The following is a 21,787-nucleotide window of genomic DNA, read 5'->3' as shown; positions in this document are numbered from 1 at the left end:
TAGTCCTAAAAATTGGATTTGTCAACTTTTTACTTACATTGAAAGCGTTTAATGAAAATTATTTACAATTTTACTATTTTTAAGTCTATTATATAGAAAACTTTGGAAAAAACTTGTAATAAATCCGTCTATTATCTAGGTCTTTCTGAAAAATAATGAAAAATCCGAGATGAAATCTCGGATGGAAATTAATATATTTTCTTTAACCTAAGGTTCTTTAGTAAGTAGGATTAAAGGGAAAGCAACTAGAAAGCTTTCATCTCCTACATGTTTATTAAGCACGCACTGTGACGCTAGTTCCATCTTCCTTATAAAGATTGATGAGACCTTCTTTAAGAGCTCGAACCATGTCTCCAGCTTGAACAGGTTGTGGGACTTTGATTGTCAAGAGTTCCATTGGATTTGGAGCGCGGTCTATTTTATTGCCTTTGGCATCATGTAAATTTTCGATATACGTTTCAAAATGACGGAAACCTGGACCATAAAACTCAACTTGATCGCCTTCGTTAATAACGTTCCGTTGACGAATAGTCGCTGTTTGTGTCGCATCATCATAAGCAACCACTTCAGCGACAAACTTATACTCAGGAATTTTACGACGAGCACCAAACAACTGCTCATTTTCAGATGGTGTACCATAGTAGAAACCTGTTGCTAATTCACGTTGGGCAACCTTCCACATCTCGTCCACCAAATCTTGTTTGATAGCTTCAAATTTTTCTGGACTTTCTAGATAAGCATCAACAGCAGCCTTGTAGCAGTTGGTTACTGTTGATACGTAGTGAATAGACTTCATACGTCCTTCGATTTTTAGACTGTCCACACCATTTTCAATCATATCCGGGATATGGTCAATCATTGACATATCAACAGCTGACATTGAAAATTCTTCAGGAATCTCACCTTTCAAACTCTTGCGTTCTTGACCAAATGGCATATCGTAAAGGTCGTACTTCCAACGACAAGACTGAGAACAACCACCACGGTTAGCATCACGCATACTCATGTGGTTTGAAAGTGTGCAACGACCTGAGTAGGAAATACACATTGCTCCATGGACAAAGGCTTCAATCTCAACATCTGTGCGTTTGCGAATTTCTGCCAATTCTTCCATTGAAACCTCACGCGCCAAAACGACACGAGTCAAGCCCAGTTCTTTCCAGAACTCAAGTGTTTCATAGTTAGTCGCACTTGCTTGGGTAGAAAGGTGGATTTCAAGACCTGGTGCTTCAGTCGCTGCAATCATAATCAAAGCTGGGTCAGATACGATAACTGCTGCAATCCCGATATCACGCAGTTTACGGAACCACTCACCAGCACCAGCTTCATTTCCTTCGTGCATAACCATATTGGCAGCTACATAGACTTTAGCACCGTACTTAGCCGCAAACTGTACGCCTTCTTCCATCTGTTCGAAAGTAAAGTTTCCGGCACGGCTACGAAGACCATAGGCCTGACCACCGATAAAGACAGCATCTGCTCCATATTGAACAGCTACTTTTAGCTTCTCTAAAGTTCCTGCAGGTGATAAAACCTCAGGACGTTTTAATGTTTTTATCATGTTTTCTCCTATTTGCAATATAAAAGTTTGACGTTTTTCCTTCTCATTTTATAGTAAATAAGCCATAAAATCAAGCCTAGACAGATTGTTTTGACAATTCTAATCTTTTAATACTCTTCAAAAATCTCTTCAAACCAGGTCAGCTTCACCTTGGATTATATATTCGTCAGTCTTATCTACAACCTTAAAGTAGTGCTTTGAGCAACCTTCTGCTGCCTTCCTAGCTTGATCTTTGATTTTCATAATGGCTGATAAACTATCGAAAATTCACCCAGTTTTAACAAGTAATCAAAAATCTAGATAAAGTAAAAAACCAGTATTCAAAGATACTGGCTCGTTAAACTACATAAATTAGTCCTTAGATGACTATTCCCACTCAACTGTTGCAGGTGGTTTACTTGTAATATCGTAGACGATGCGGTTAACATGGTCTACTTCGTTTACGATACGTACAGAAATCTTTTGAAGAACTTCCCAAGGAATCTTTGCAAAGTCAGCTGTCATACCATCGATAGAGGTAATAGCACGGATTGCAATCGTGTAGTCATAAGTACGACCGTCACCCATAACCCCAACTGAGCGAACGCCTGTGTTAACAGTGAAATATTGCCAAATATCGCGGTCAAGGCCAGCTTTGGCAATTTCCTCACGCAGAATAGCGTCTGACTCACGAACAGTCTCTAGTTTCTCTTCAGTAATTTCTCCCATGACACGGATAGCAAGGCCTGGTCCTGGGAATGGTTGGCGCCATACGATATGGTCTGGCATACCAAGCTCTGTACCAAGAGCACGAACTTCGTCTTTATAGAGAGTGTTGAGTGGTTCGATCAATTCAAACTGCATGTCTTCTGGAAGACCACCCACGTTGTGGTGTGACTTGATAGTTTGAGCTGTATCTGTACCAGACTCGATAACGTCTGTATATAAGGTACCTTGAGCAAGGAATTTCACATCTTTGAGCTTGCTTGCTTCGTCATCGAATACATACACAAATTCATTACCGATGATTTTACGTTTTTGCTCAGGATCTGAAACTCCTGCAAGCTTATCAAGGAAACGTTTTGCAGCATCTGCTTTGACGATATTCAAACCAAACTTACCACCAAGCATGTCCATAACTTGGTCTGCTTCTCCTTTACGAAGAAGACCGTGGTCTACAAAGATACAGATCAATTGATCGCCAATAGCCTTTTGGAGAAGAACTCCAACTACAGATGAGTCAACTCCACCTGATAGGCCAAGAAGGACACGTTTATCTCCAACTGTTTCACGGATTTTTTTGATCTGCATATCAATAAAGTTATCCATTGACCAATCACCTTTAGCCTTACAAATGTTAAGGGCAAAGTTACGAAGGATATCATTTCCGTATACAGAATGACGAACTTCTGGGTGGAATTGGATACCGTAAATGTGTTTATCTGGGTTTTCGATGGCTGCGTATGGGCAGTCAGCTGATGTACCTGTACGAACAAAGTCAGCAGGAATTTCAGTAACTGCATCACCATGGCTCATCAAAACAGTCTGCTCATCAGGTGTTGATTCAAAAAGAGCTGATGGTGTGTGAGTTAGGGTTGATTGACCATATTCACGATTTCCAGCATCACCTGCAGGAACAACTTTTCCTCCAAGTTTATGGGTCAACAACTGCATACCATAACAGATTCCCAAAATTGGAATTCCAAGTTCGAAAATTTCTGGGTCAATATCGAATGAACCATCTTCGTATACAGAGTTTGGACCACCTGAAAGGATGATTCCTACCGGATTGATTTCACGAACTTCAGCAGCTGAAATTTTATGACTCTTTAGCTCTGAAAAAACACCAATCTCACGGATACGGCGTGAAATCAGCTGGTTGTATTGGCTACCATAGTCCAATACGATGATTTTTTCTACATCTTGCAAATCAGTTGAAATGTTGCTCATCTTTTTCCTTTCTCAAAAGAAATATCTTTTTTCAATATTCTATCACAAATAAGGGCGAATTACCAACTAAACAAGGCGAAGTTTGACTTTTTCTAGTTTATTGAGGTACAATAGAGAAAAGATAGAAATGAAGTGAAAAATATGCTACCCGCTTATATGAAAATCCATGATCAGATTAAAAAGGATATTGACGAGCACCGTTGGGCTATTGGGGAGAGACTTCCCAGTGAAAGAGATTTAGCAGAGCAGTTCGAGGTCAGTCGGATGACCCTCCGCCAAGCAATTTCCCTCTTGGTCGAAGAAGGCGTTCTCGAGCGACGTGTAGGAAGTGGCACCTTTGTGTCCAGTACTCGGGTACAAGAAAAGATGCGAGGAACAACCAGTTTTACTGAAATTGTTAAGTCCCAAGGTAAAGTACCCTCTAGTCAACTCATTTCCTACAGAAAAACCATTCCCAATGAGCAGGAAGTTGCCAAGCTAAGAATTTCTCCTACAGAAAATATTATCCGAATGGAGCGTGTTCGCTATGCCGACCAAGTCCCTCTGGTTTATGAAGTTGCTTCTATTCCTGAAAAATTCATTAAGGATTTTAAGAAAGAAGAAATCACCAGTCATTTCTTCCAGACTCTGCAAAAACACGGCTATCGTATCGGCAAATCACAGCAGACCATCTATGCTCGTCTCGCTAAAGAAAAAATTGCCCACTATTTGGAAGTTGAAAAAGGACATGCTATTCTTGGACTGACTCAGGTTTCTTACCTAGAAGATGGGACAGCTTTTGAATACGTAAAAAGCCAATATGTAGGCGAACGCTTTGAATTTTATCTTGAGAATAACTAGATTTCTAAGCAAAAACTCTCTGTCACGGACAAAGAGTTTTTTTATTTTTCTAAGAGTAAATCTTTCAGAGAAATCAGAGTTACAGCAAACAATATCATTGCCATACCAAGAAAGTCAATGGGATAAAATTGTTCATTCATGATTAAGAAGGCAAAGAAAACAGCCGAAATTGGCTCAATTGAAGCCAACAAACTTGACTTGACCGGCCCAATCAAACTGGCTCCTTTTAGAAAAGCTGTATAGGCAAAGACAGTCCCGATAAGAATAATACCTGCAAATGCAAGGAGAAAATCAAGACTAGTTGGGATAGCAGTCTGTAGAACCCCTGTAAAAGGAAGGGCAACCAAACCTGCTATGACCATTCCCACACCAATAACCAAACTACTCCCCCACTTCTTAATCAAGGCTATGGGTAAAATGATATAAAGTGCGTAAGTCAGAGCAGAAAAGAGCCCCCAGAATAAGCCAGAAGGTGTCATGGATAACTGGTCCAACTGCCCATGAGTGGCGATCAGGAAGGTCCCTCCAATGGCTAATATGATTGAAATAATCTCTCCCAGTGTCGGCGCCACCTTATCCTTGATACAGCTATAAATCAAAATCCCGACAGGACAAACATACTGAAGCACAGTCGCGGTACCTGCATTGGTTTCCTGAATAGCAGTTAGATAGGCAAATTGATTGAGGAAGAGGCCAATTAGAGCAAAAATAAGAAGAGACAGCAAGCTCTTTCTATCCTTTAAAAAGACCAGCATTTTATCCTTTGCAGTAGCATAAGCTAAGAGCATGAGAATCCCACCAGCGATTAAAAGACGCAAGTTGGTCAAAACTAGAGCCGAAATTCCGTGTGCCATCAGGTATTGGCCACTCGTTCCAGACAAGCCCCAAGCAATACCAGCCACAACTGTTAATAGAGTCCCTTTTAAACTATTTGACATGTCTCTCCTTACTCTTCTTTACGAATCAAGTCCATCACTTGATTACGGTCTAAAATCCATTGAGCCCTCTCATCCTTTTCATAGGTACGATTCGATAGGAAAATAGCCGCTTCTTGCTTCTGGCGATTCCACATGATAAAGGTACCTGTATAGCCCGTATGGTCTAGCCAATCTCCTTCCAAATTCCATGCCAAAGAACGTTCCTTGTCATCCAAAGGAGAAAAATTTTGACTCAAATTCCTTGCAAGATCATCTGCTAAATAGTGTTCTAAAAAGATTTGTAAATCCTTTACAGTCGAAAACAAACCAGCACTACCTGCATGTCTGCCCAGCAGGCGAGCCTTGGGATCATGTACCATACCGGCCTCCACACCTCTGACTGTTGGAACAGCAAGCTCAACAGGTCCAAATTGAGTTTCCGTCATTTCCCAAGGTTTCCAGACTTGTTCTTGTAAAATCACATCCAAGTCTTGATCAAAGATTCTTTCCAAGATAAAACCTAACAGCAAAAAATGGACATCCGAATAAAGAAAGGCTGGCTGATTTCGTCTATTGAGATGAAACATCGCTTCCTTTAATTCTGAGGCTGTTAAAAGATCACGATTGGGAATAAACGGATCAAGATTTGTAGCATGGGTTAAGAGCTGGCGAATAGTGATGTCTGGATAATCACTCTCAGGTAAAAAATCGGTTACAGGACTGTCAATATCTAATTTGCCTTTTTCCCACAAAAAAGCAAAAACTGTCCCAACCCCAACAACCTTGCTGACACTGGCTAAGTCATAAACTAGTCCTGCCTCGGTCTGCAAGTCATGCTCTGGGTCACTCTGTCCTAAATAGACCTCCGTCCATTGATTGTCCTTAAAATACGCAAAAGAGGCTCCGGGATAAATCCCTGCCTCGATTTGTTCTTCTATTTTTTTAATAATCTTGGTCCACTTCATACTTCTTCAAACCACAATTCAACATTATTTCGATCTTTACCAAGGAAGAATTTTTCAGACTTAGGAATAAAATATTCAGTAGACTCAAACCTCTTGCGAAGACTTGCTATGTCTAATTCATTAACCAAGAACTTGAGCATAGATAAGTCCCAAGTAACCGTATTGTCCACAGTCAAATCCTGCCCCTGAGCTGGGATAAAATCAAGTGATGCCCCAATTTCAGATGTTTCCAAGAAACTTTCGATATCAGTTGGGAGATGTAATTCCATAGAAATCTCAAACTTACTCAAAGAAATTGATTCCAAATCTGTTTGAAATTCAGGCTTTTCTCCTACTTCTACTAGACTTGCTCTATCATCTTCCGCGTGAATCAAAATCAAATCATCTTCTGGTGAGAAAATTTCAAAAGCATAGCCATTTTGACCTTTATATAATTGATGAATCGAATCTGTTTTAGATAAGAGTCCTTCTATTTCTAAGGGATTTTCCACCTTGACAATCAGTTTAGCCAGCTTTTTTCTTCCCTCTACCTTACGAGTACGCATACTTGGAGCTTCTTCTAAAACCAGCTTTTCAAGACCTGTTTGGTCGCCTAGTGACAGAAAGGCCGACTCTTCTAACAAGGCCTTCATACCAAGGGTTTCAATATAAAATGTTTCATTTAATTTTCTATTATTAACTTTTAAAGTAGGAATAATCCGTACAATTTGATTTACATTCATAAATTCCTCCAACTCTTTTATTTTAAAGGATTTTAGAATTTTTTACAAGATATTATGCTCAAATTTACCGATTTTTCGTAAAAATTTCATATAAAAAAACCGAGGATTTCCCCGGTTTCAATGTCTTATAGGTAAAGGAATTTGAAGATAGCTACTGCCGCAATTGCTGCTGCGATCGGTGCTACTACTGGTACCCAAGAGTACCACCATTTTGAATCACCTTTGTGCTCACCAAGAACTGATTTTGGAAGGAAAGCATGAAGGAGACGTGGTCCCAAGTCACGGGCTGGGTTCAAGGCAGGTCCTGTAGGTCCACCAAGTGAAGTTACCAAGGCCATAACAAGGAATCCAAGTGCCAAGTGAGCAATTCCAAGACCAGATGTCATAAATGGTGCCACTTGTTCTTTAGCTTGGTCAAGTGCTGCTGTTACTTGTTCTTGAGGAATTGTTTGACCTTGAGTAGTTGCTTGTGCAACTTGAGCATTGATAGCAGCTTGTGCTTTTGATACTAGTTCAGCACCAAAGAAGTTTTTAGTCATTCCAAGAGCTGCAAAGAAAAGAACAAATGAACCAACAAACTCGTTTACAAAACCATTAACAGTTGCTGCGAAACGTGCTTCTTTTGTACCATTATCCAAACTTGAAATGGTTGAGAAAGTACCCAAGATATTGTTTGGATTTTCAGTTTTCAAGTAATATGGGCGGTGTGTTGCCACAACCAAAGCTTGACCAAAGATAGCACCCAAAACTTGTGCAAGGATATAAGGCGCTACTTGTGCCCAAGGGAAAAGACCGCTAATCGCAAGTCCAAGAGTGAAGGCTGGGTTGATGTGGTTACCTGATACGTTACCAAACATCAAGGCTGGAATCATAACCCCCATACCATAACCAACAGCGATAACGATCCAGCCACTTTGATGACCTTTCGTACCTTTAAGTTCAACGTTGGCAACTGCACCATTTCCAAGAATGATCAAAATAGCAGTGGCCAAAAATTCAGTGGCATATTTAATTGCCCATGTGAAATCCATTTGATAGATTCTCCTTAAAATTTTTTAGACAATCCTTATTCTATCAATTTTTATATCTTTTAGCAATATGTTTTCTAAAAGATTAACTGGGAAAACGCTTTTATTCAGGGAATTTAAAAAGACTTAACAAATAAAGCTTGTTAAGTCTTCATATCCTATTCTTGACGTTGTCCGAAATCTGCAATCATCTGCTCCATTTCTTGTCGACTCGGAGTTGTTAGCATATAAAGGTAATCTCCTTGAAGTTCTGCAAAGGCTGCTGGCATGATTTTCTTAACCTTGAACTGCTGGTTGTATTTAGCAAGCAAGTCCTCCTCAGAATAGACATAATGAGCATTTGCACGACGTGATGTAGCCAAACAATACTGAGGTTCAAAGTCTGACGCTGGGAACTCTTCTCCTGCGACAATGGATGCATATCCACGATAGAGGTCCAAGGAATGAGCAAAATTATAAACATCGATAGTGAATCCACCTGCAGGGCGGTTGTTGTACTCAATAGCGATGTAATCGTCTCCCTCGCGGAAGAACTCGATATGGAAGAACCGTTCTTTCATACCAAATTCTTTGACAATTGCCTCACCATATTTACGTAATTTGGGATCCATATCCTTGAGAACGTAATAAGAATTGTCCATCTTATAAATCATGAGATCAAGCGGTGTATAGGCGTAGTCAAAGGTTGTTGAAAAGACAATTTTACCATCCTTGTCCACAAGACCATCAAAAGTGCAGATTTCACTGGAAGTGACAAATTTCTCAAAGAAATAAATAGTTGAATGATCCCACTCAGCCTTGAAGTGATTGATATCGTCTTCTGTTTCAAGCTTAAAGGTCGCGGCTGCTCCCACTCCATTGTCAGGTTTGGCAATCATTGGAAGGCCAATTTCATTCACAGCTTGATCCACATCCGCTTCAGTTTTGATAACAGCTCCAGGTACCACAGGGACACCTGCTTTTTTGAACAGTTTCTTCATTTCAGACTTAAATTTTGTCTTTTTGAGATCCTCTGGTTTGGCACCAAAAACATTGAATTGCTCACGAAGACTTGCGTCCAACTCTAACCAATATTCATTGTGGGACTCGATACGGTCAATTGGGCCATGTTTATAAAAGAGAAAAGCAACTGCACGTTTGACTTCATCTATATTTTCAAGATTGTCAACACGGAAATACTCAGTCAGGCTATTGCGTAAAGGTTCATCCAATTGCTCGTATGGTTCTTGGCCAATTCCCAAGACTGTGATGCCTTTATTAGCTAGTTCAATGGTAAACTGTTGAAAATTTTGAGGATAGTAGGGAGAAATAACAAGGTAATTCATAGGTAACTCCTTTTATAAATAGAGATTTCCAAGGAAATAAGGCATTTGTTTGCGCCACCATTCCCAGTCATGGGCGACATCATGTCCCCATTCAGCAAACCAGGCTGGAATTTGTTTCTGGTCAAAGGCTTCTTTGAGCTTGTAGAAAGATGGTAAACCGTCTTGTTCCCAGGCACCAAGCCCCGTACAAAGCACAATCTCTGCCTGACGGTAACGGTCGATAAACCAACCGTCGTTCTGATTCCAGATATAATCTACTGGCGAGTTTTGGTAAATGGCATCATCATTGTAGTAATCTCCGACAAAGAAACGTGCATCGTAAACACCACTGAGAGCAATCACCTTGGTAAAGACATCTGGATGTTGGAGAAAGAAATTGACAGCATGGTATGCGCCCATGGAGCACCCTGTCGTCATCATGCCATCAAACCAACCTGTCTTATGCTTGATAAAAGGAATGGCTTCCTCAATCACATAGCGTTCATAGGCACGGTGCATCTCTGCTTGGTCGTGACCATTTTTCCAAGTGGCCAACCAGCTCTCACTGTCAACACTAGATAGGGTAAAGAACTGAACACGGCCTTCCTCGATAAAGGAAGCACAGGCATCAATCATGCCAAAATCATAGTATTCGTTGTGACTCCCACCTGATGAAGCAAAGACCACAACTGGAATCCCAGCATGTCCATAACGGTTGAGATACATTTCACGGTTGAGGTGGCCACTCCAGTGGCTAAGGTTTTCAATATGCATTGGCTTTCTCCTTTCCTAACTTACCATTTCTCTGCAAAAAATCTCAGACAGTCTGGTAAATTTTCCGACCATGGAATCTCGCTATGGATAGCACCAGACTGAACTTTCAAGACAAGATTATCCAGATGAACTCCCCCAGCAATCAAATCATGATAATAGCGAAGCGACGAGTCGATATAGGCTTGTTTGATATTGCCAGCCATCAAGGTCTTGTCTGTATCATCTGCTTCTTCTGTTCCTACATAGATGAAAATGCGCTGGTCAGGCGATAGTTTCTTGCGCTCGATATAGCGATTAAAAGCTTCTTGGTGGAGCCAGTTAGCAGATGAAAAGACACCTAGACAACCAATTTGATTTTGGTATTCCAAACCGATAAACTGGGTAATATTCCCTCCTAATGAGGAACCAATCATGGCTGTATGCTGGCGGTCTGCTTTTGTACGATAAGTTTCATCGATAAAAGGCTTGACCACCTCCATGACAAACTCGGCATACTCCACACCCTTACCGCCAAACTGCTGCCCTGGGATAGGAGATTCTTGGAACTTCCAAGCCGCATACTCATTCATTCGCCCCATACCATCATTGTCAATGGCAACGACAATCATGCGACTGATATCAGGATTACGCTTAATAGCTGGGATAATCTTCCATGAATGGCCAATGAAAGACTCCTTGCTATAAAAAACATTTTGCCCGTCATGAAAGTAAACAACAGGATAGGAACGATCCGTGTCTTTCTCATAATCTTTAGGCAGAAGAACACGCACACGGCGCTCCTTACCTATATAAGGAACCTTGAGTTTGTGTTCTTTCATTTTTAAATAAAAGTAGGATTGATTCATTGTCAGAAAACTCTCTATATTCAAAATTTTATTTTATTATATCACAATTATAGAAAAAAAGTTAGTTTTGCTTCCATTTTTGGAATTAAAAACTAACTTTTTCATCTATTTTTCTAAATTCTTCTGGATTTTCTGATTAGAGGAGATTATCAATCAAGTCATCCACTTCATCTTTTTCAGCCTGCGGTGTAATCTCAGTAATCATGATTCCAGCCACTGCTCGCTCAACCAAACCTTCAACATCCATACGTGCTTCATACTGTTCTGCATTTTTAATCTTAGGATTGGTCTTAGGACGGTCAGGTGCAAAAATGGTACAACAGTCTTCAAAAGGCTGGATAGAAATTTCAAAGGTGTCAATTTCCTGAGCAATGTCAATGATTTCCAACTTATCCATTGTCACAACTGGACGGATGATGGGAGTGTTGGTAACTGCATTGATAGCCTGCATGCTCTCCAAGGTTTGGCTGGCTACTTGACCTAGGCTTTCCCCATTGATGATAACTAAACCATTTCGTACCTCACGAATACGATCTGTAATTCGCATCATAAAACGACGCGTCAAGGTCATGAGATAGGCTTCTGGCGCCTTGGCCTTAATTTCCTCTTGAATCTCTGTGAAAGGTACTTCGATAAACTGAATATTTCCCCCAAACTTGGTCAATTTACGGGTCAAATCTTGGGCTTTTTTAAGGGCTCCAGGACTGGTGTAAGGTGGGCTGGCAAAATGAACAGCCTCAATATCCACTCCACGTTTCAAAGCAAGATAACCTGCTACAGGTGAGTCAATCCCTCCTGACAACATAAGCATCCCCTTACCTGAAGTTCCCACTGGTAATCCACCTGCCCCACGAATGGTTTCATAAGAAAGATAGGCTGCTTCTTCACGTATCTCCACTTGGAGATTGATATCAGGACTTTTCATTTGAGCTTGCACATTTGGAATGGCTTCGAATACAGCCCCTCCAAGTGTTTGGTTGAGTTCACGACTATCAAGTTCAAAGGTGTGGTCGCTACGCTTGCTAGAGATTTTAAAGGTCATGCCTTCCTTGTAGATATCTTTCATAATCTCTTGAACAGCAGACTTCAGAACTTCTACAGATTTTTCAACCTTATAAACAGGGGAAAAGTTTTGAATTCCAAAAACTTGTTTGAGCGATTCTGCTACTGCTGTGTAATCTGCTCCATTGAGGTAAGCGTGGGCACGGTCACGATCTGCCGTTACCTTAACTTGGGGATAGATAGACAAAACGTCTGAAATATTATTGCGAAGTTTATTGATGAAACGCATACGGTTTTTACCCTTGGTTGACAGCTCACCGTAACGAATCATAATTTCTGAATATTGCATGAATGCTCCTATCTTACTTTTCTAGTTTGATTGTAAATCAATTTTAACTTGGTCAAAAACTGCTCAATCTGACTCATATCATTTTCAAGGTCTAGGCTTAAACGTACAGCTGACTGGGCCTTATCCTTGTCCACTCTCATAGCAATCAGGGTTCCGGCTGGTTTTCCTGCCTTTGACGAACAAGCAGAGGTCGTTGAGATAAAAATATCATAGTCTTCAAAGGCGTGAACGATGACTTCACCACGAACACCCTTGATTCCAAAAGTCAGAATATGAGGGGCAAAGTCTTCCTCATCTGAAAAGACAAAAATATCTGGATAGTCCAGAAGGGCTTGGCGAATCACTGCCTTCATCTGCCCAGTCTTGCTAGTAAAGAAACCTAGCTTTTCCATAGACAAACGGAGAGCCTTGGCTGTCGCTGCAATTCCTGCCACATTTTCAGTTGTTGAACGATAATCACGCTCCTGACCACCACCAGTCAACAGAGGCGTAATCTTCTTGCCAGACTTGATATAGACAAATCCAACACCTCGAACTCCGTGAAACTTGTGACTAGAGAAAGTCGCAAAATCCACTCGTTCTGTCAGATACTTTTCAGTCGGAATCTTGGCAAGTGCCTGAACCGCATCAACGTGGAAGGAAATAGTTGGCTTGTCTGCCAATAGTTCTGAAATAGCCTCAATGGGCTGAACAGAACCGATTTCATTGTTCACAGCCATGACGGAAACGAGGGTCGTATCAGGTCTTATCAAATCTGATAACGCTTCAACATCTACAAATCCTTTGTTATCAACTGGAGCAAAATCTACTTCAAATCCTTGACTTTTCAACCAGAGGGCTGACTCTTTGACTGCCGGATGTTCAATGGCTGATACAATGATGTGTTTTCCAAACTGAGCCTTTTCAAAGGTCACACCCTTGATGACCCAGTTATCTCCTTCTGTCCCACCAGAAGTAAAGAAGATTTCATCGCTTTTCTTACCGATTAAATCTGCAATCTGTTGGCGAGAAGCATCTAAGATTCGTGTTGCCTGGTCTCCCAAACGATGGAGACTAGATGGATTTCCTAAAATTTTTGAAGCGACCTGCATATAAGTTTCAAGGGCTTCAGGATAGGGCTTGGTCGTCGCCGAATTATCAAAGTAAATCATGTTTTCTCACGCTTTCTAAAATCACTCCTTCTATTGTATCATGAAACGGAGTCTGCGACAAGAAAGGGCAATTCCTCTTTTTTTAAGATTTTTTTAAAGAAATGCGGTATAATAAATTTTAATTAAAGGAGAGAATATATGTCTAATTATCGTAGAACTTCAAAACCAAAAACAGAACACATCAAAAAAGGCTTTACGGTCTTTCAAAAAACTGTTGCCACTATCGGTAGTATCCTTGGCTTAATTACTGCAAGTATCACTATCATGAACGCCTTGGATAATAATAAAAATACTAAAAAAGAACCTACGACAAGCCAGACGACAACAATTGTCAAAGAAATTCAAAAGGAATCCCCTCAGGAAAACACTAGTCCCAATAAGGAAAATAACACTTCTCAAGAAAAAACACAGCAAGAGGAAACACCAAAATCTAGCGTCAAGGAAGAGAAAAAAGAAGAGCAGAAAGCAGCAACTCAGGATTCTTCTACTCCTACTCCAAGTAAACCTGCCGCTGATAATGAAAAACAGTCCAATAATACTCCAACTTCAGAAAATAAAAGTAATCAATAGCCAGTAAAATAGCTTCCCTCCAAACTTGGAAAGAAGCTATTTTTTTATTGTTGTAAAACTTTTCTTGGTTTGGTACCTTCAGCTGGGCCAATGACACCTGCCATCTCAAGTTCTTCCATAAGGCGGGTCGCACGGTTAAATCCAACTGACAAACGACGCTGAATCATAGATGCGCTGGCTTTCTGGGTCTCAATGACCAAAGCCTTGGCTTCTTCAAAGAGCGGGTCACCACCAGATTCACCATCTGAAAATTCTCCTTCATTTTCAGAAACCTCACCTGGATCAAAACTCTCATCGTAGTCCGCATCTGCCTGAGCCTTGATAAAGTTTACGATGCGTTCAACATCATCATCCGAGATAAAGGATCCTTGGAGACGAACTGGATGATTTTCATCGATTGGTTTAAAGAGCATATCTCCTCGACCAAGCAGTTTCTCAGCTCCATTTTCATCCAAGATGGTGCGCGAGTCTGTACCTGATGATACCGCAAAAGCCACTCGAGATGGGACATTGGCCTTGATCAGACCAGAGATAACATCAACAGATGGACGCTGGGTTGCAAGAATCATGTGGATGCCGGCAGCACGTGCCTTCTGTCCGAGACGAATGATAGCATCTTCCACTTCCTTGCTGGCTACCATCATAAGGTCAGCCAACTCATCCACAATTACAACAATGAGTGGTAGCGGAACCTGCTTGTACTCAGACTGAGCATTAAACTCTTCTACCTTGGCATTAAAACCTGCAATATTCCGAACTCCCACCTTGGCAAAGAGTTCATAACGATTTTCCATTTCATCCACGACCTTTTGCAAAGCCTTGCTGGCCTTACGTGGATTGGTCACGACTGGAATCAAGAGGTGGGGAATATCATTGTAAACAGACAACTCAACCATCTTGGGATCGACCATCATAAATTTAACTTGGTCAGGTCTCGCCTTCATGAGGATGCTAGCGATAATGCCGTTAACAGCTACTGACTTCCCTGAACCCGTTGAACCTGCAACTAGCAAGTGGGGCATCTTGGAAAGGTCAAAAGCTCTTGCGGTGCCATTAACTGCCTTTCCTAGAGGAATTTCTAAGAGATTTTCTGCTTTCGTTTGAGATTGTTCCCATAGTTCGCGGAAGGATACCGTCGCAATCTCAGAGTTAGGAACCTCAATCCCGACTAAGGATTTACCAGGTATTGGAGCCTCAATCCGGACATCCTTGGCTGCCAAGGCTAGAGCGAGGTCATCTGCTAGATTGGAAATGCGGTTAACCCGTACACCGACTGCTGGCTTGACTTCATACTTGGTCACTGACGGCCCAATTTCAGCCCGTTCAACCGTTACCTTAATACCAAAACTAGCAAAAGTTTCTTCTAGGATTTTGATGTTTTCACGAACGATTTTCTTCTCTTTCGACTGGTCTTTTGGTTTATCTGGGGCAAAGAGTTGTAAGCTTGGAAGTTTGTATTCAAGGGCTTCCTTTGCTGAAAAATCGACCTGAACATCTTCGACATCAGAGCCATCTCCCTGTTCAGTGAATTCAAGTTCAGCTTGAGGCAAGATGATCTCTGGTTCTACCCACTCTTCTTCTGGAACAGGTGGAACGTCAAGCACAACATCTTCTGTCAGAATTTCACCCGTTTCCATATCAACAGGAGGCATATCGAGTAAGGCTTTTTCAGCCTCTTCTTTTTCTAATCTAGCCTCTTCCTCAGCCTTTTGGCGAGCTTTTTCTTCTTGTTTGACAAAACGTTCCTCTTTTCGACGCTCATGCCCTTCCCGCCATTTGGCAAAGCCTTTACTGCAAAATTCAGCAATATCGTAAACAGACCAAGGACTGACTAGGAGGGCACCCACTAAAATCAAGATAGAACCAATAAAGTAAGTACCGATATTTGAGAAGAGAAAGGCTGTTGGCACATAGAGTCCAACCCCAATCAAGCCACCTCCAGCAAAACTGGTCGTTCGAAAACCAGTCAAATCAGTCACAACCTGAGCCATGGTTCCTTTTAGAACGGACTTGCCCAAACCATATTTCCAAACTAAGTAGGCCTCAAAAATCAGGAGCAAGCCAGCAAATATGGTGAAAAATCCTGATAAGAGTCCTTCCTGTTTTCGAATCCACTTGAAAAAGAAGAGGTAGAGCAGGATACCAAATATTGCCAGATAAGCTAGGCTACCTACTAGCAAGCGAATTAGATTGTAAAGGGTTATACCTGCAGCCCCTAATTTGAAGGCTGCAAAAATCAATAAAATCGCGATTCCCAACGAAATCAACATTCGTTGAATCGCTTCTTTTCTTTCGAGTTCTGCTTTAGACGGTCTCCGTCTTGTTTTACTTGTATTCTTGTTTGCCATTCTTCTATTATACCATATTTCACAGGCATTTCGGAAAGATAAAAAGACTGCACCAAACGGTCCAATCTTTTCATTTTGTATCTAAGTTTTATGCTTGAGGTTTGCGTAGGTAACCATAGACCACACCACTTACGATTGCTCCTACCAAGACAGAAACGAGGTAAAGAAGGGCATTTGAAGTAAGGGCGATAACGAAGATTCCTCCGTGTGGTGCCATGAGTTTAATACCAGTAAGACCAACAAGGCCACCTGCTACTGCTGAACCAAGTATGAAGCTTGGAATCGCACGAGCTGGGTCAGCTGCACCAAATGGAATCGCTCCCTCAGTGATGAATGACAAGCCCATGATGATGTTTGTCAAACCTGAGTTACGTTCTTCCTTAGTAAATTTATCTTTGAAAAGAAGAGTTGCGACAAAGATGGCAAGCGGTGGCACCATTCCTCCAGCCATAACTGCTGCCATGGCTACAGAACCACCTGAAGAAACAGTTGCTGCAAGCGTACCTGTACCAAAGACATAGGCTGCTTTATTTACTGGTCCACCCATGTCAACAGCCATCATTCCACCAAGGACAATACCAAGAAGGACAGCTGAGCCTCCTCCAAGACCGCCTAGGAAGTCATTCATAGCAGTGTTGATTGCTGCCATTGGGATATTCACAGCTAGCATAACAAATCCAGTCAAGATTGTTCCAAGAAGTGGCAAGAGAAGGATTGATTTAGCACCTTCAAGTGAACGAGGAACTTTAACGTATTTCTTGATAGCAAGAACCAAGGCACCTGCTATAAATCCACCAACAAGGGCACCTAGGAAACCAGATGAGACACCTGCAAGAGTTGAAGTTGCTTCACCACCTGCAGCATAAGGAATTTTACCAAAGGCAAAACCTTCTTTAGCAATAGCACCAGCCACGAAACCTGCTACCAAACCTGGTTTTTCAGCGATAGAGTAGGCAACATAACCTGCAAAGACTGGGAGCATCAAGCCAAAGGCTGCACCACCAATTTTCATGAACATAGAAGCTAACTCATGGTAAGAACCAAGATTGCCAAGGTTTTCATTTGGAACACCCAAAGCACCGTCAATCAAGAAGGCAAGGGCAATCATGATACCACCACCAATAACAAATGGCAACATTTGCGATACACCACTCATCAAGTGTTTGTAGAAGGCACCACCAAGGCTTTGTTTTTCGTTAGAGGCTGTTGCAGCTTTTACACCATTAGCGGCACAGTAAACTTCAGCATCTCCTGATAGAGCCAAGTTAATCAATTCTTCCGTTTTACGGATACCGTCAGCCACTGGACGATTGATCAAAGGTTTGCCATCAAAACGATCCAGCTCAACAGCCTTGTCTGCTGCGATGATAACAGCTTTAGCCTTGCGGATGTCTTCAGCAGTTAGTTGGTTTCCAACGCCGCTAGCACCGTTGGTTTCAACCTTGATCCCAACACCCATTTCAGCAGCCACTTTTTGAAGAGCTTCTTGGGCCATGTAAGTGTGGGCAATACCTGTTGTACAAGCTGTAACAGCTACGATAAAGTCACCAGAGTTATTGGCAGGCTCTTGAACAGGCTCTTCAGTTTTTTCTGAAGCTTGATCAAAAAGTTCGATAACTTGGTCTGCTGATATTACATTACGAAGTTTGTCAGCAAAACCATCTTTCATCAGGTATTGAGACAATTCTGCCAAGGCTGCTAAGTGAGTGTCGTTAGCACCTTCTGGAGCTGCAATCATAAAGAAAAGATCAGTTGCTTGCCCATCCAAACTCTTATAGTCAACACCCTTGTTCGACTTGGCAAAGAGAACAGTCGCTTCTTTAACAGCAGCGTTTTTGCTGTGAGGCATTGCTATACCGTCTCCTAAACCAGTAGAAGTCAAAGCTTCACGTGCCAAAATACCTTCTTTAAATGTTTTAAAATCTGTCACATAACCGTGGTCTGTCAAACTTTTAATCATCTCTTCGATGACAGCTGTTTTTTCAGTTGCCTGCAAATCCAGCAACATGACATCTTTTCTCAATAGGTCTTGAATTTTCATCGTTTTTCTACCTCAACTTTTTCATATGTTTCTTTAATAAATTCTGCCGTTGCCAAGTCATCTGAGAAGGTGGTTGCCGTTCCGCAAGCCACTCCCCATTTGAAGGCTTCTACTGCGTCTTTTGATTTGACAAATTCACCTGTAAATCCAGCAACCATAGAGTCACCAGCTCCAACTGAATTTTTAACTGTTCCCTTGATTGGTTTAGCAAAGTAAGCTCCCTCAGATGTGACAAGAAGGGCACCGTCCCCAGCCATAGAGATAATGACGTTTTGGGCACCTTTAGTCAGCAATTCTCGAGCATATTTCTCGATTTCATCTAAACTTTCAAGTTTCACTCCAAAGATAGCTCCAAGTTCGTGATTGTTTGGTTTAACCAAAAGTGGCTGGTAGTCCAAACTATCAATCAAGGTCTGTCCTTCAAAGTCACAGACTACTTGTGCACCCGTCTGGCGTGTCAAGGCAATCAAATCCTTGTAGATGACATTTCCTAAGTTTTTAGCACTTGAACCCGCAAACACAACTGTATCTTCTGCAGTCAAACTAGACAAAATAGCTTTCAACTCTTCTAACTGAGTCGATTCCACGTTTGGACCCGTTCCGTTGATTTCTGTCTCTTGGTCTGCTTTGATCTTGACATTGATACGAGTATCTTCTGCCACTTGGACAAAACGTGTCTCGATTGCTTCATCAGCCAAAGTATCTGTGATAAATTTACCAGTAAAACCTCCGATAAATCCAGTCGCTGTATTTGGAATATCCAAGCGTTTCAAGACACGACTGACATTGATTCCTTTCCCTCCAGCAAACTTATCATCACTATCCATTCGATTGACACTACCGACTTGGACTTGGTCCAAACGAACGATATAGTCAATGGATGGATTGAGTGTGACTGTATAAATCATACTTCTATTACCTCCGTTTTCTCCTTAATAGCCTGCAAGAGCTCATGCCCTTTACTTGTGATAACAATAGCTCGTTTGAGTGGAGCTACCTTAGCAAAGCAAGTTTGTCCAATTTTTGACGAATCCACCAAGACATAGGTCTGTTTGGCATTTTCTAAAATAGCACGCTTAACAGCTCCCTCCTCCATATCAGGAGTCGTATAATAGCCATCGTCCACACCATTCATCCCGATAAAGGCACGGTCAAAGTGCAATTGGTTAATCTGGTTAAGAGCAACGCCCCCGATGCTAGCATCTGTTGCCATCTTGACACTTCCTCCAACCATGACAGTTGGAATCTGCTTTTCAACCAACTGTGCGGCATGGTGAATCGAATTTGTCACAACAGTAATATTCTTATTGACCAATTCATGGATCAAAAAAGCAGTTGTTGTTCCAGCATCGATAAAGATGACATCTTGTTCCTTAATGAGAGAGGCTGCTTTCTGAGCCAGCAACTTCTTTTCTTGAAGGTTTTTGACAGATTTTTCTTGAATGGTTTCTTCTTCCTGCAAGGAATGGGGCAATTCTGCTCCACCATGCACGCGACGAAGCTTGTTTTCCGCTTCCAACTCATCCAAGTCTCTTCGAACCGTTGATTCTGAGGTCTCTAGCAAACTAACTAATTTTTCTAGAGAAACTACATGATGTTGATTTAACTCCTCTAAAATCAGTTGTTTCCGCTCTGTTTTTAACACTGAATCACCTCCTGTTATCGTTTACACTATTCATTCTATCACACTTTCTTTCAAAGTCAAGCATTTTTTGTCATTTTCTTTCAAAATCTATCATTTTTCTTATTTCTAGAATTTTTATTGCAAGATAGGGGCCTTTATGGTAGACTATTTGAGTAAGTATTGGAAGATTACTCAAGAGGCTTAAGAGGCCGTGTTGGAAACGCGGTAGGCGTGTAACAGCGTGCGTGGGTTCGAATCCCATGTCTTCCGTTTATTTTAAAAAAGATACCCAAGAAATCTTGGGTATCTTTTTTCTTATATGCTTGTTTTATAACTCGGGTGAATTTCTTAGAAAATATCAAATAACAATTTCACATTGAGAATTGTTAAGATAATGGAAACGATATAGCCAAGGATGGTATTCCATTTGGCATTGGTAAATTCTCCCATCAGTGATTTCTTAGAAGTTAGATAAATCAGTGGGAAGATTGAAAATGGAAGAGCAATCGAAAGAAAGACTTGTGAATAAACCAATAACTGATCTAATGTTTTTTCCTGATGACCAAACAGAACCGCTACAATCATGACAGGCAACAAGGCAAAGAGACGAGTTGCCAAACGAATGAACCATTGAGGTAATCTCATATGCAAGAAACCTTCCATAACGATTTGTCCAGTCAAGGTACCCGTAATTGTCGAATTTTGACCACTGGCTAATAAAGCCAAGGCAAACAAGGTTGATAAGGTCGAGCTAGCTATAGCTCCTGCAATAGTAGAATCCTGCAAGGCATTATACATTTGAGAGAAGGCAGAAATCTCAGATGCATGGCCGAAAAAGAGAGCCGCCCCGAGAATTAATAGAAGGGAGTTAACCACAAAGGCCAAGGATAATTGGAGATTTGAATCCCAGGTCATAAAGCGCACGGCTTTTCGAACATCATTCTTGTCCTTGTGATTGATTTTCCGAGTTTGTGACAAGGAAGAATGCAAATAGAGGTTATGAGGCATAACCGTCGCACCTACAATTCCCAGAGCTAAAGTTAATTGACTTTCATGACCTGGCAAGGGACTTTCAAATAAGGTTGCATTCGGTAGATAACCCTCAACGATTCCTTGGAAGCTTGGATGTGACAAAGCTACCAGATAGGTAAAAATTGCTAGAATGGTTAAAATCAGTGTTGTCACAATAGCTTCAATCTTCTTAAAGCCAAATTTCATCAGAAGCAATAAGAGAAAAACATCCAACACGGTCAAGAGAATTGCTATCATAATCGGAATCTTAAAGAGAAGATTGAGAGCAATCGCTGAACCTAGAACTTCTGCCAGATCTGTCGCCATCAAGGCTAATTCTAAAATCACCCATAGACTATAACGAAGCCATTTAGGTGAATGATGAGCCGTTGCTTGAGCCAGGTCCATCTGGGTTACAATACCAAGCTTTCCTGCCATCTGCTGAAGTTGCATGGCAATGAGAGATGAAATCAAGATAACAAACAAGAGACTATACTTATAGGAAGCACCACCGACTACACTGGTAATCCAGTTTCCTGGATCCATATAACCAACTGCGACAAGAGCACCCGGACCTAAAAAGGCATTTAAATTTTGCCAGAAATGATTGTTATTTGGAGTATCGATAGATTGATTAATCTCAGAGAGTGACACTTTTTTATGAGAAGACATAGATACTTACCTCTTTCTAAACCTACTTTTTCATTATTTTCTATTAGAGAAAAATAAGATTGACTTTAAACTATTAAAACAATGAAAACTATATGAAAAACATTTAGTTTTTTCATTATTTTTCTTAAGGCACC

Annotated in this window: 18 protein-coding genes and 1 tRNA gene; 3 read left to right on the top strand and 16 right to left on the bottom strand. The window is 41.2% G+C overall.

The window, feature by feature from the left end:
• Window positions 1-274: 274 nt before the first annotated feature.
• Together ADG81_RS05145 and guaA are read right to left on the bottom strand one after the other, a co-directional pair.
• Window positions 275-1,561 (bottom strand): peptidase U32 family protein, encoded by a 1,287-nt coding sequence (locus tag ADG81_RS05145; protein ID WP_049551104.1) that lies wholly within the window; start codon window positions 1,559-1,561, stop codon window positions 275-277.
• Window positions 1,562-1,927: 366 nt separating this feature from the next.
• On the bottom strand, window positions 1,928-3,490 hold the full coding sequence (gene guaA, locus ADG81_RS05140) for a glutamine-hydrolyzing GMP synthase (protein WP_000065710.1): 1,563 nt from the start codon (window positions 3,488-3,490) through the stop codon (window positions 1,928-1,930).
• A 141-nt stretch (window positions 3,491-3,631) separates the two neighbouring features.
• On the opposite strand from guaA, the gene ADG81_RS05135 reads away from it, so the two are divergent.
• Window positions 3,632-4,330: a GntR family transcriptional regulator gene (locus tag ADG81_RS05135; protein WP_049551103.1), complete on the top strand. Its 699-nt coding sequence runs from the start codon at window positions 3,632-3,634 to the stop codon at window positions 4,328-4,330.
• Window positions 4,331-4,371: 41 nt separating this feature from the next.
• On the opposite strand, the gene ADG81_RS05130 is transcribed toward ADG81_RS05135, so the two are convergent.
• The 9 genes from ADG81_RS05130 to ADG81_RS05090 form a co-directional block, all read right to left on the bottom strand.
• Window positions 4,372-5,268 (bottom strand): DMT family transporter, encoded by an 897-nt coding sequence (locus ADG81_RS05130; protein WP_049551102.1) that lies wholly within the window; start codon window positions 5,266-5,268, stop codon window positions 4,372-4,374.
• An 8-nt stretch (window positions 5,269-5,276) separates the two neighbouring features.
• Window positions 5,277-6,212: a serine hydrolase domain-containing protein gene (locus ADG81_RS05125; protein WP_049551101.1), complete on the bottom strand. Its 936-nt coding sequence runs from the start codon at window positions 6,210-6,212 to the stop codon at window positions 5,277-5,279.
• Entirely contained in the window at window positions 6,209-6,934 is a 726-nt protein-coding gene (locus ADG81_RS05120) for a CppA family protein (protein WP_049551100.1), read from the bottom strand. Before ADG81_RS05120 ends, ADG81_RS05125 begins: the two co-directional genes overlap by 4 nt.
• Before the next feature lie 125 nt (window positions 6,935-7,059).
• On the bottom strand, window positions 7,060-7,965 hold the full coding sequence (gla, locus tag ADG81_RS05115; RefSeq protein ID WP_049551099.1) for an aquaglyceroporin Gla: 906 nt from the start codon (window positions 7,963-7,965) through the stop codon (window positions 7,060-7,062).
• A gap of 155 nt (window positions 7,966-8,120) precedes the next feature.
• A complete protein-coding gene (locus ADG81_RS05110) occupies window positions 8,121-9,287 on the bottom strand; it encodes an ATP-grasp domain-containing protein (protein ID WP_049551098.1) in 1,167 nt (388 codons plus the stop codon).
• A gap of 12 nt (window positions 9,288-9,299) precedes the next feature.
• Window positions 9,300-10,040, bottom strand: coding sequence for an esterase family protein (locus ADG81_RS05105; RefSeq protein ID WP_000546802.1), 741 nt, complete (start codon window positions 10,038-10,040; stop codon window positions 9,300-9,302).
• A 20-nt stretch (window positions 10,041-10,060) separates the two neighbouring features.
• Window positions 10,061-10,885, bottom strand: a complete 825-nt coding sequence (locus ADG81_RS05100; RefSeq protein WP_049551097.1) for an alpha/beta hydrolase — start codon at window positions 10,883-10,885, stop codon at window positions 10,061-10,063.
• A gap of 136 nt (window positions 10,886-11,021) precedes the next feature.
• A complete protein-coding gene (thiI, locus tag ADG81_RS05095) occupies window positions 11,022-12,236 on the bottom strand; it encodes a tRNA uracil 4-sulfurtransferase ThiI (RefSeq protein ID WP_049551096.1) in 1,215 nt (404 codons plus the stop codon).
• 8 nt (window positions 12,237-12,244) lie between these two features.
• Window positions 12,245-13,387 carry a cysteine desulfurase family protein gene (locus ADG81_RS05090; protein ID WP_049551095.1) on the bottom strand — a complete coding sequence of 381 codons (1,143 nt, stop codon included), beginning with the start codon at window positions 13,385-13,387 and terminating at the stop codon, window positions 12,245-12,247.
• A gap of 138 nt (window positions 13,388-13,525) precedes the next feature.
• On the opposite strand from ADG81_RS05090, the gene ADG81_RS05085 reads away from it, so the two are divergent.
• Window positions 13,526-13,957, top strand: coding sequence for a DUF6556 family protein (locus tag ADG81_RS05085; RefSeq protein ID WP_024057333.1), 432 nt, complete (start codon window positions 13,526-13,528; stop codon window positions 13,955-13,957).
• 44 nt (window positions 13,958-14,001) lie between these two features.
• On the opposite strand, the gene ADG81_RS05080 is transcribed toward ADG81_RS05085, so the two are convergent.
• From ADG81_RS05080 to ADG81_RS05065, 4 genes are all read right to left on the bottom strand, one after another.
• Complete coding sequence (locus ADG81_RS05080) at window positions 14,002-16,305, bottom strand: DNA translocase FtsK (RefSeq protein WP_080978045.1); 2,304 nt, start codon at window positions 16,303-16,305, stop codon at window positions 14,002-14,004.
• An 88-nt stretch (window positions 16,306-16,393) separates the two neighbouring features.
• Window positions 16,394-18,346 carry a fructose-specific PTS transporter subunit EIIC gene (locus ADG81_RS05075; RefSeq protein ID WP_049551093.1) on the bottom strand — a complete coding sequence of 651 codons (1,953 nt, stop codon included), beginning with the start codon at window positions 18,344-18,346 and terminating at the stop codon, window positions 16,394-16,396.
• Window positions 18,343-19,254, bottom strand: a complete 912-nt coding sequence (pfkB, locus tag ADG81_RS05070) for a 1-phosphofructokinase (protein WP_049551092.1) — start codon at window positions 19,252-19,254, stop codon at window positions 18,343-18,345. The genes ADG81_RS05075 and pfkB overlap by 4 nt, the downstream gene beginning before the upstream one ends.
• Window positions 19,251-19,991, bottom strand: coding sequence for a DeoR/GlpR family DNA-binding transcription regulator (locus ADG81_RS05065; protein WP_049551091.1), 741 nt, complete (start codon window positions 19,989-19,991; stop codon window positions 19,251-19,253). The genes pfkB and ADG81_RS05065 overlap by 4 nt, the downstream gene beginning before the upstream one ends.
• Before the next feature lie 161 nt (window positions 19,992-20,152).
• Between ADG81_RS05065 and ADG81_RS05060 the strand changes: the two genes are divergently transcribed.
• Window positions 20,153-20,240, top strand: a tRNA-Ser gene (locus tag ADG81_RS05060).
• Between the two features lie 78 nt (window positions 20,241-20,318).
• On the opposite strand, the gene ADG81_RS05055 is transcribed toward ADG81_RS05060, so the two are convergent.
• Window positions 20,319-21,653, bottom strand: a complete 1,335-nt coding sequence (locus ADG81_RS05055) for an Nramp family divalent metal transporter (RefSeq protein WP_000094601.1) — start codon at window positions 21,651-21,653, stop codon at window positions 20,319-20,321.
• Window positions 21,654-21,787: the final 134 nt, after the last annotated feature.

The sequence above is a fragment of the Streptococcus pseudopneumoniae genome (assembly GCF_001070815.1).
GTDB lineage: Bacteria > Bacillota > Bacilli > Lactobacillales > Streptococcaceae > Streptococcus > Streptococcus pseudopneumoniae_P.
This window is presented reverse-complemented; position numbering and strand designations above follow the sequence as displayed.

Coding starts and splice junctions, on each gene's coding strand:
- ADG81_RS05055 (WP_000094601.1), bottom strand. CDS start 21,653: ATGTCTTCTCATAAAAAAGTGTCACTCTCTGAGATTAATCAATCTATC.
- ADG81_RS05130 (WP_049551102.1), bottom strand. CDS start 5,268: ATGTCAAATAGTTTAAAAGGGACTCTATTAACAGTTGTGGCTGGTATT.
- gla (WP_049551099.1), bottom strand. CDS start 7,965: ATGGATTTCACATGGGCAATTAAATATGCCACTGAATTTTTGGCCACT.
- ADG81_RS05105 (WP_000546802.1), bottom strand. CDS start 10,040: ATGCATATTGAAAACCTTAGCCACTGGAGTGGCCACCTCAACCGTGAA.
- thiI (WP_049551096.1), bottom strand. CDS start 12,236: ATGCAATATTCAGAAATTATGATTCGTTACGGTGAGCTGTCAACCAAG.
- ADG81_RS05120 (WP_049551100.1), bottom strand. CDS start 6,934: ATGAATGTAAATCAAATTGTACGGATTATTCCTACTTTAAAAGTTAAT.
- ADG81_RS05100 (WP_049551097.1), bottom strand. CDS start 10,885: ATGAATCAATCCTACTTTTATTTAAAAATGAAAGAACACAAACTCAAG.
- guaA (WP_000065710.1), bottom strand. CDS start 3,490: ATGAGCAACATTTCAACTGATTTGCAAGATGTAGAAAAAATCATCGTA.
- ADG81_RS05145 (WP_049551104.1), bottom strand. CDS start 1,561: ATGATAAAAACATTAAAACGTCCTGAGGTTTTATCACCTGCAGGAACT.
- ADG81_RS05085 (WP_024057333.1), top strand. CDS start 13,526: ATGTCTAATTATCGTAGAACTTCAAAACCAAAAACAGAACACATCAAA.
- ADG81_RS05125 (WP_049551101.1), bottom strand. CDS start 6,212: ATGAAGTGGACCAAGATTATTAAAAAAATAGAAGAACAAATCGAGGCA.
- ADG81_RS05135 (WP_049551103.1), top strand. CDS start 3,632: ATGCTACCCGCTTATATGAAAATCCATGATCAGATTAAAAAGGATATT.
- ADG81_RS05080 (WP_080978045.1), bottom strand. CDS start 16,305: ATGGCAAACAAGAATACAAGTAAAACAAGACGGAGACCGTCTAAAGCA.
- pfkB (WP_049551092.1), bottom strand. CDS start 19,254: ATGATTTATACAGTCACACTCAATCCATCCATTGACTATATCGTTCGT.
- ADG81_RS05090 (WP_049551095.1), bottom strand. CDS start 13,387: ATGATTTACTTTGATAATTCGGCGACGACCAAGCCCTATCCTGAAGCC.
- ADG81_RS05075 (WP_049551093.1), bottom strand. CDS start 18,346: ATGAAAATTCAAGACCTATTGAGAAAAGATGTCATGTTGCTGGATTTG.
- ADG81_RS05110 (WP_049551098.1), bottom strand. CDS start 9,287: ATGAATTACCTTGTTATTTCTCCCTACTATCCTCAAAATTTTCAACAG.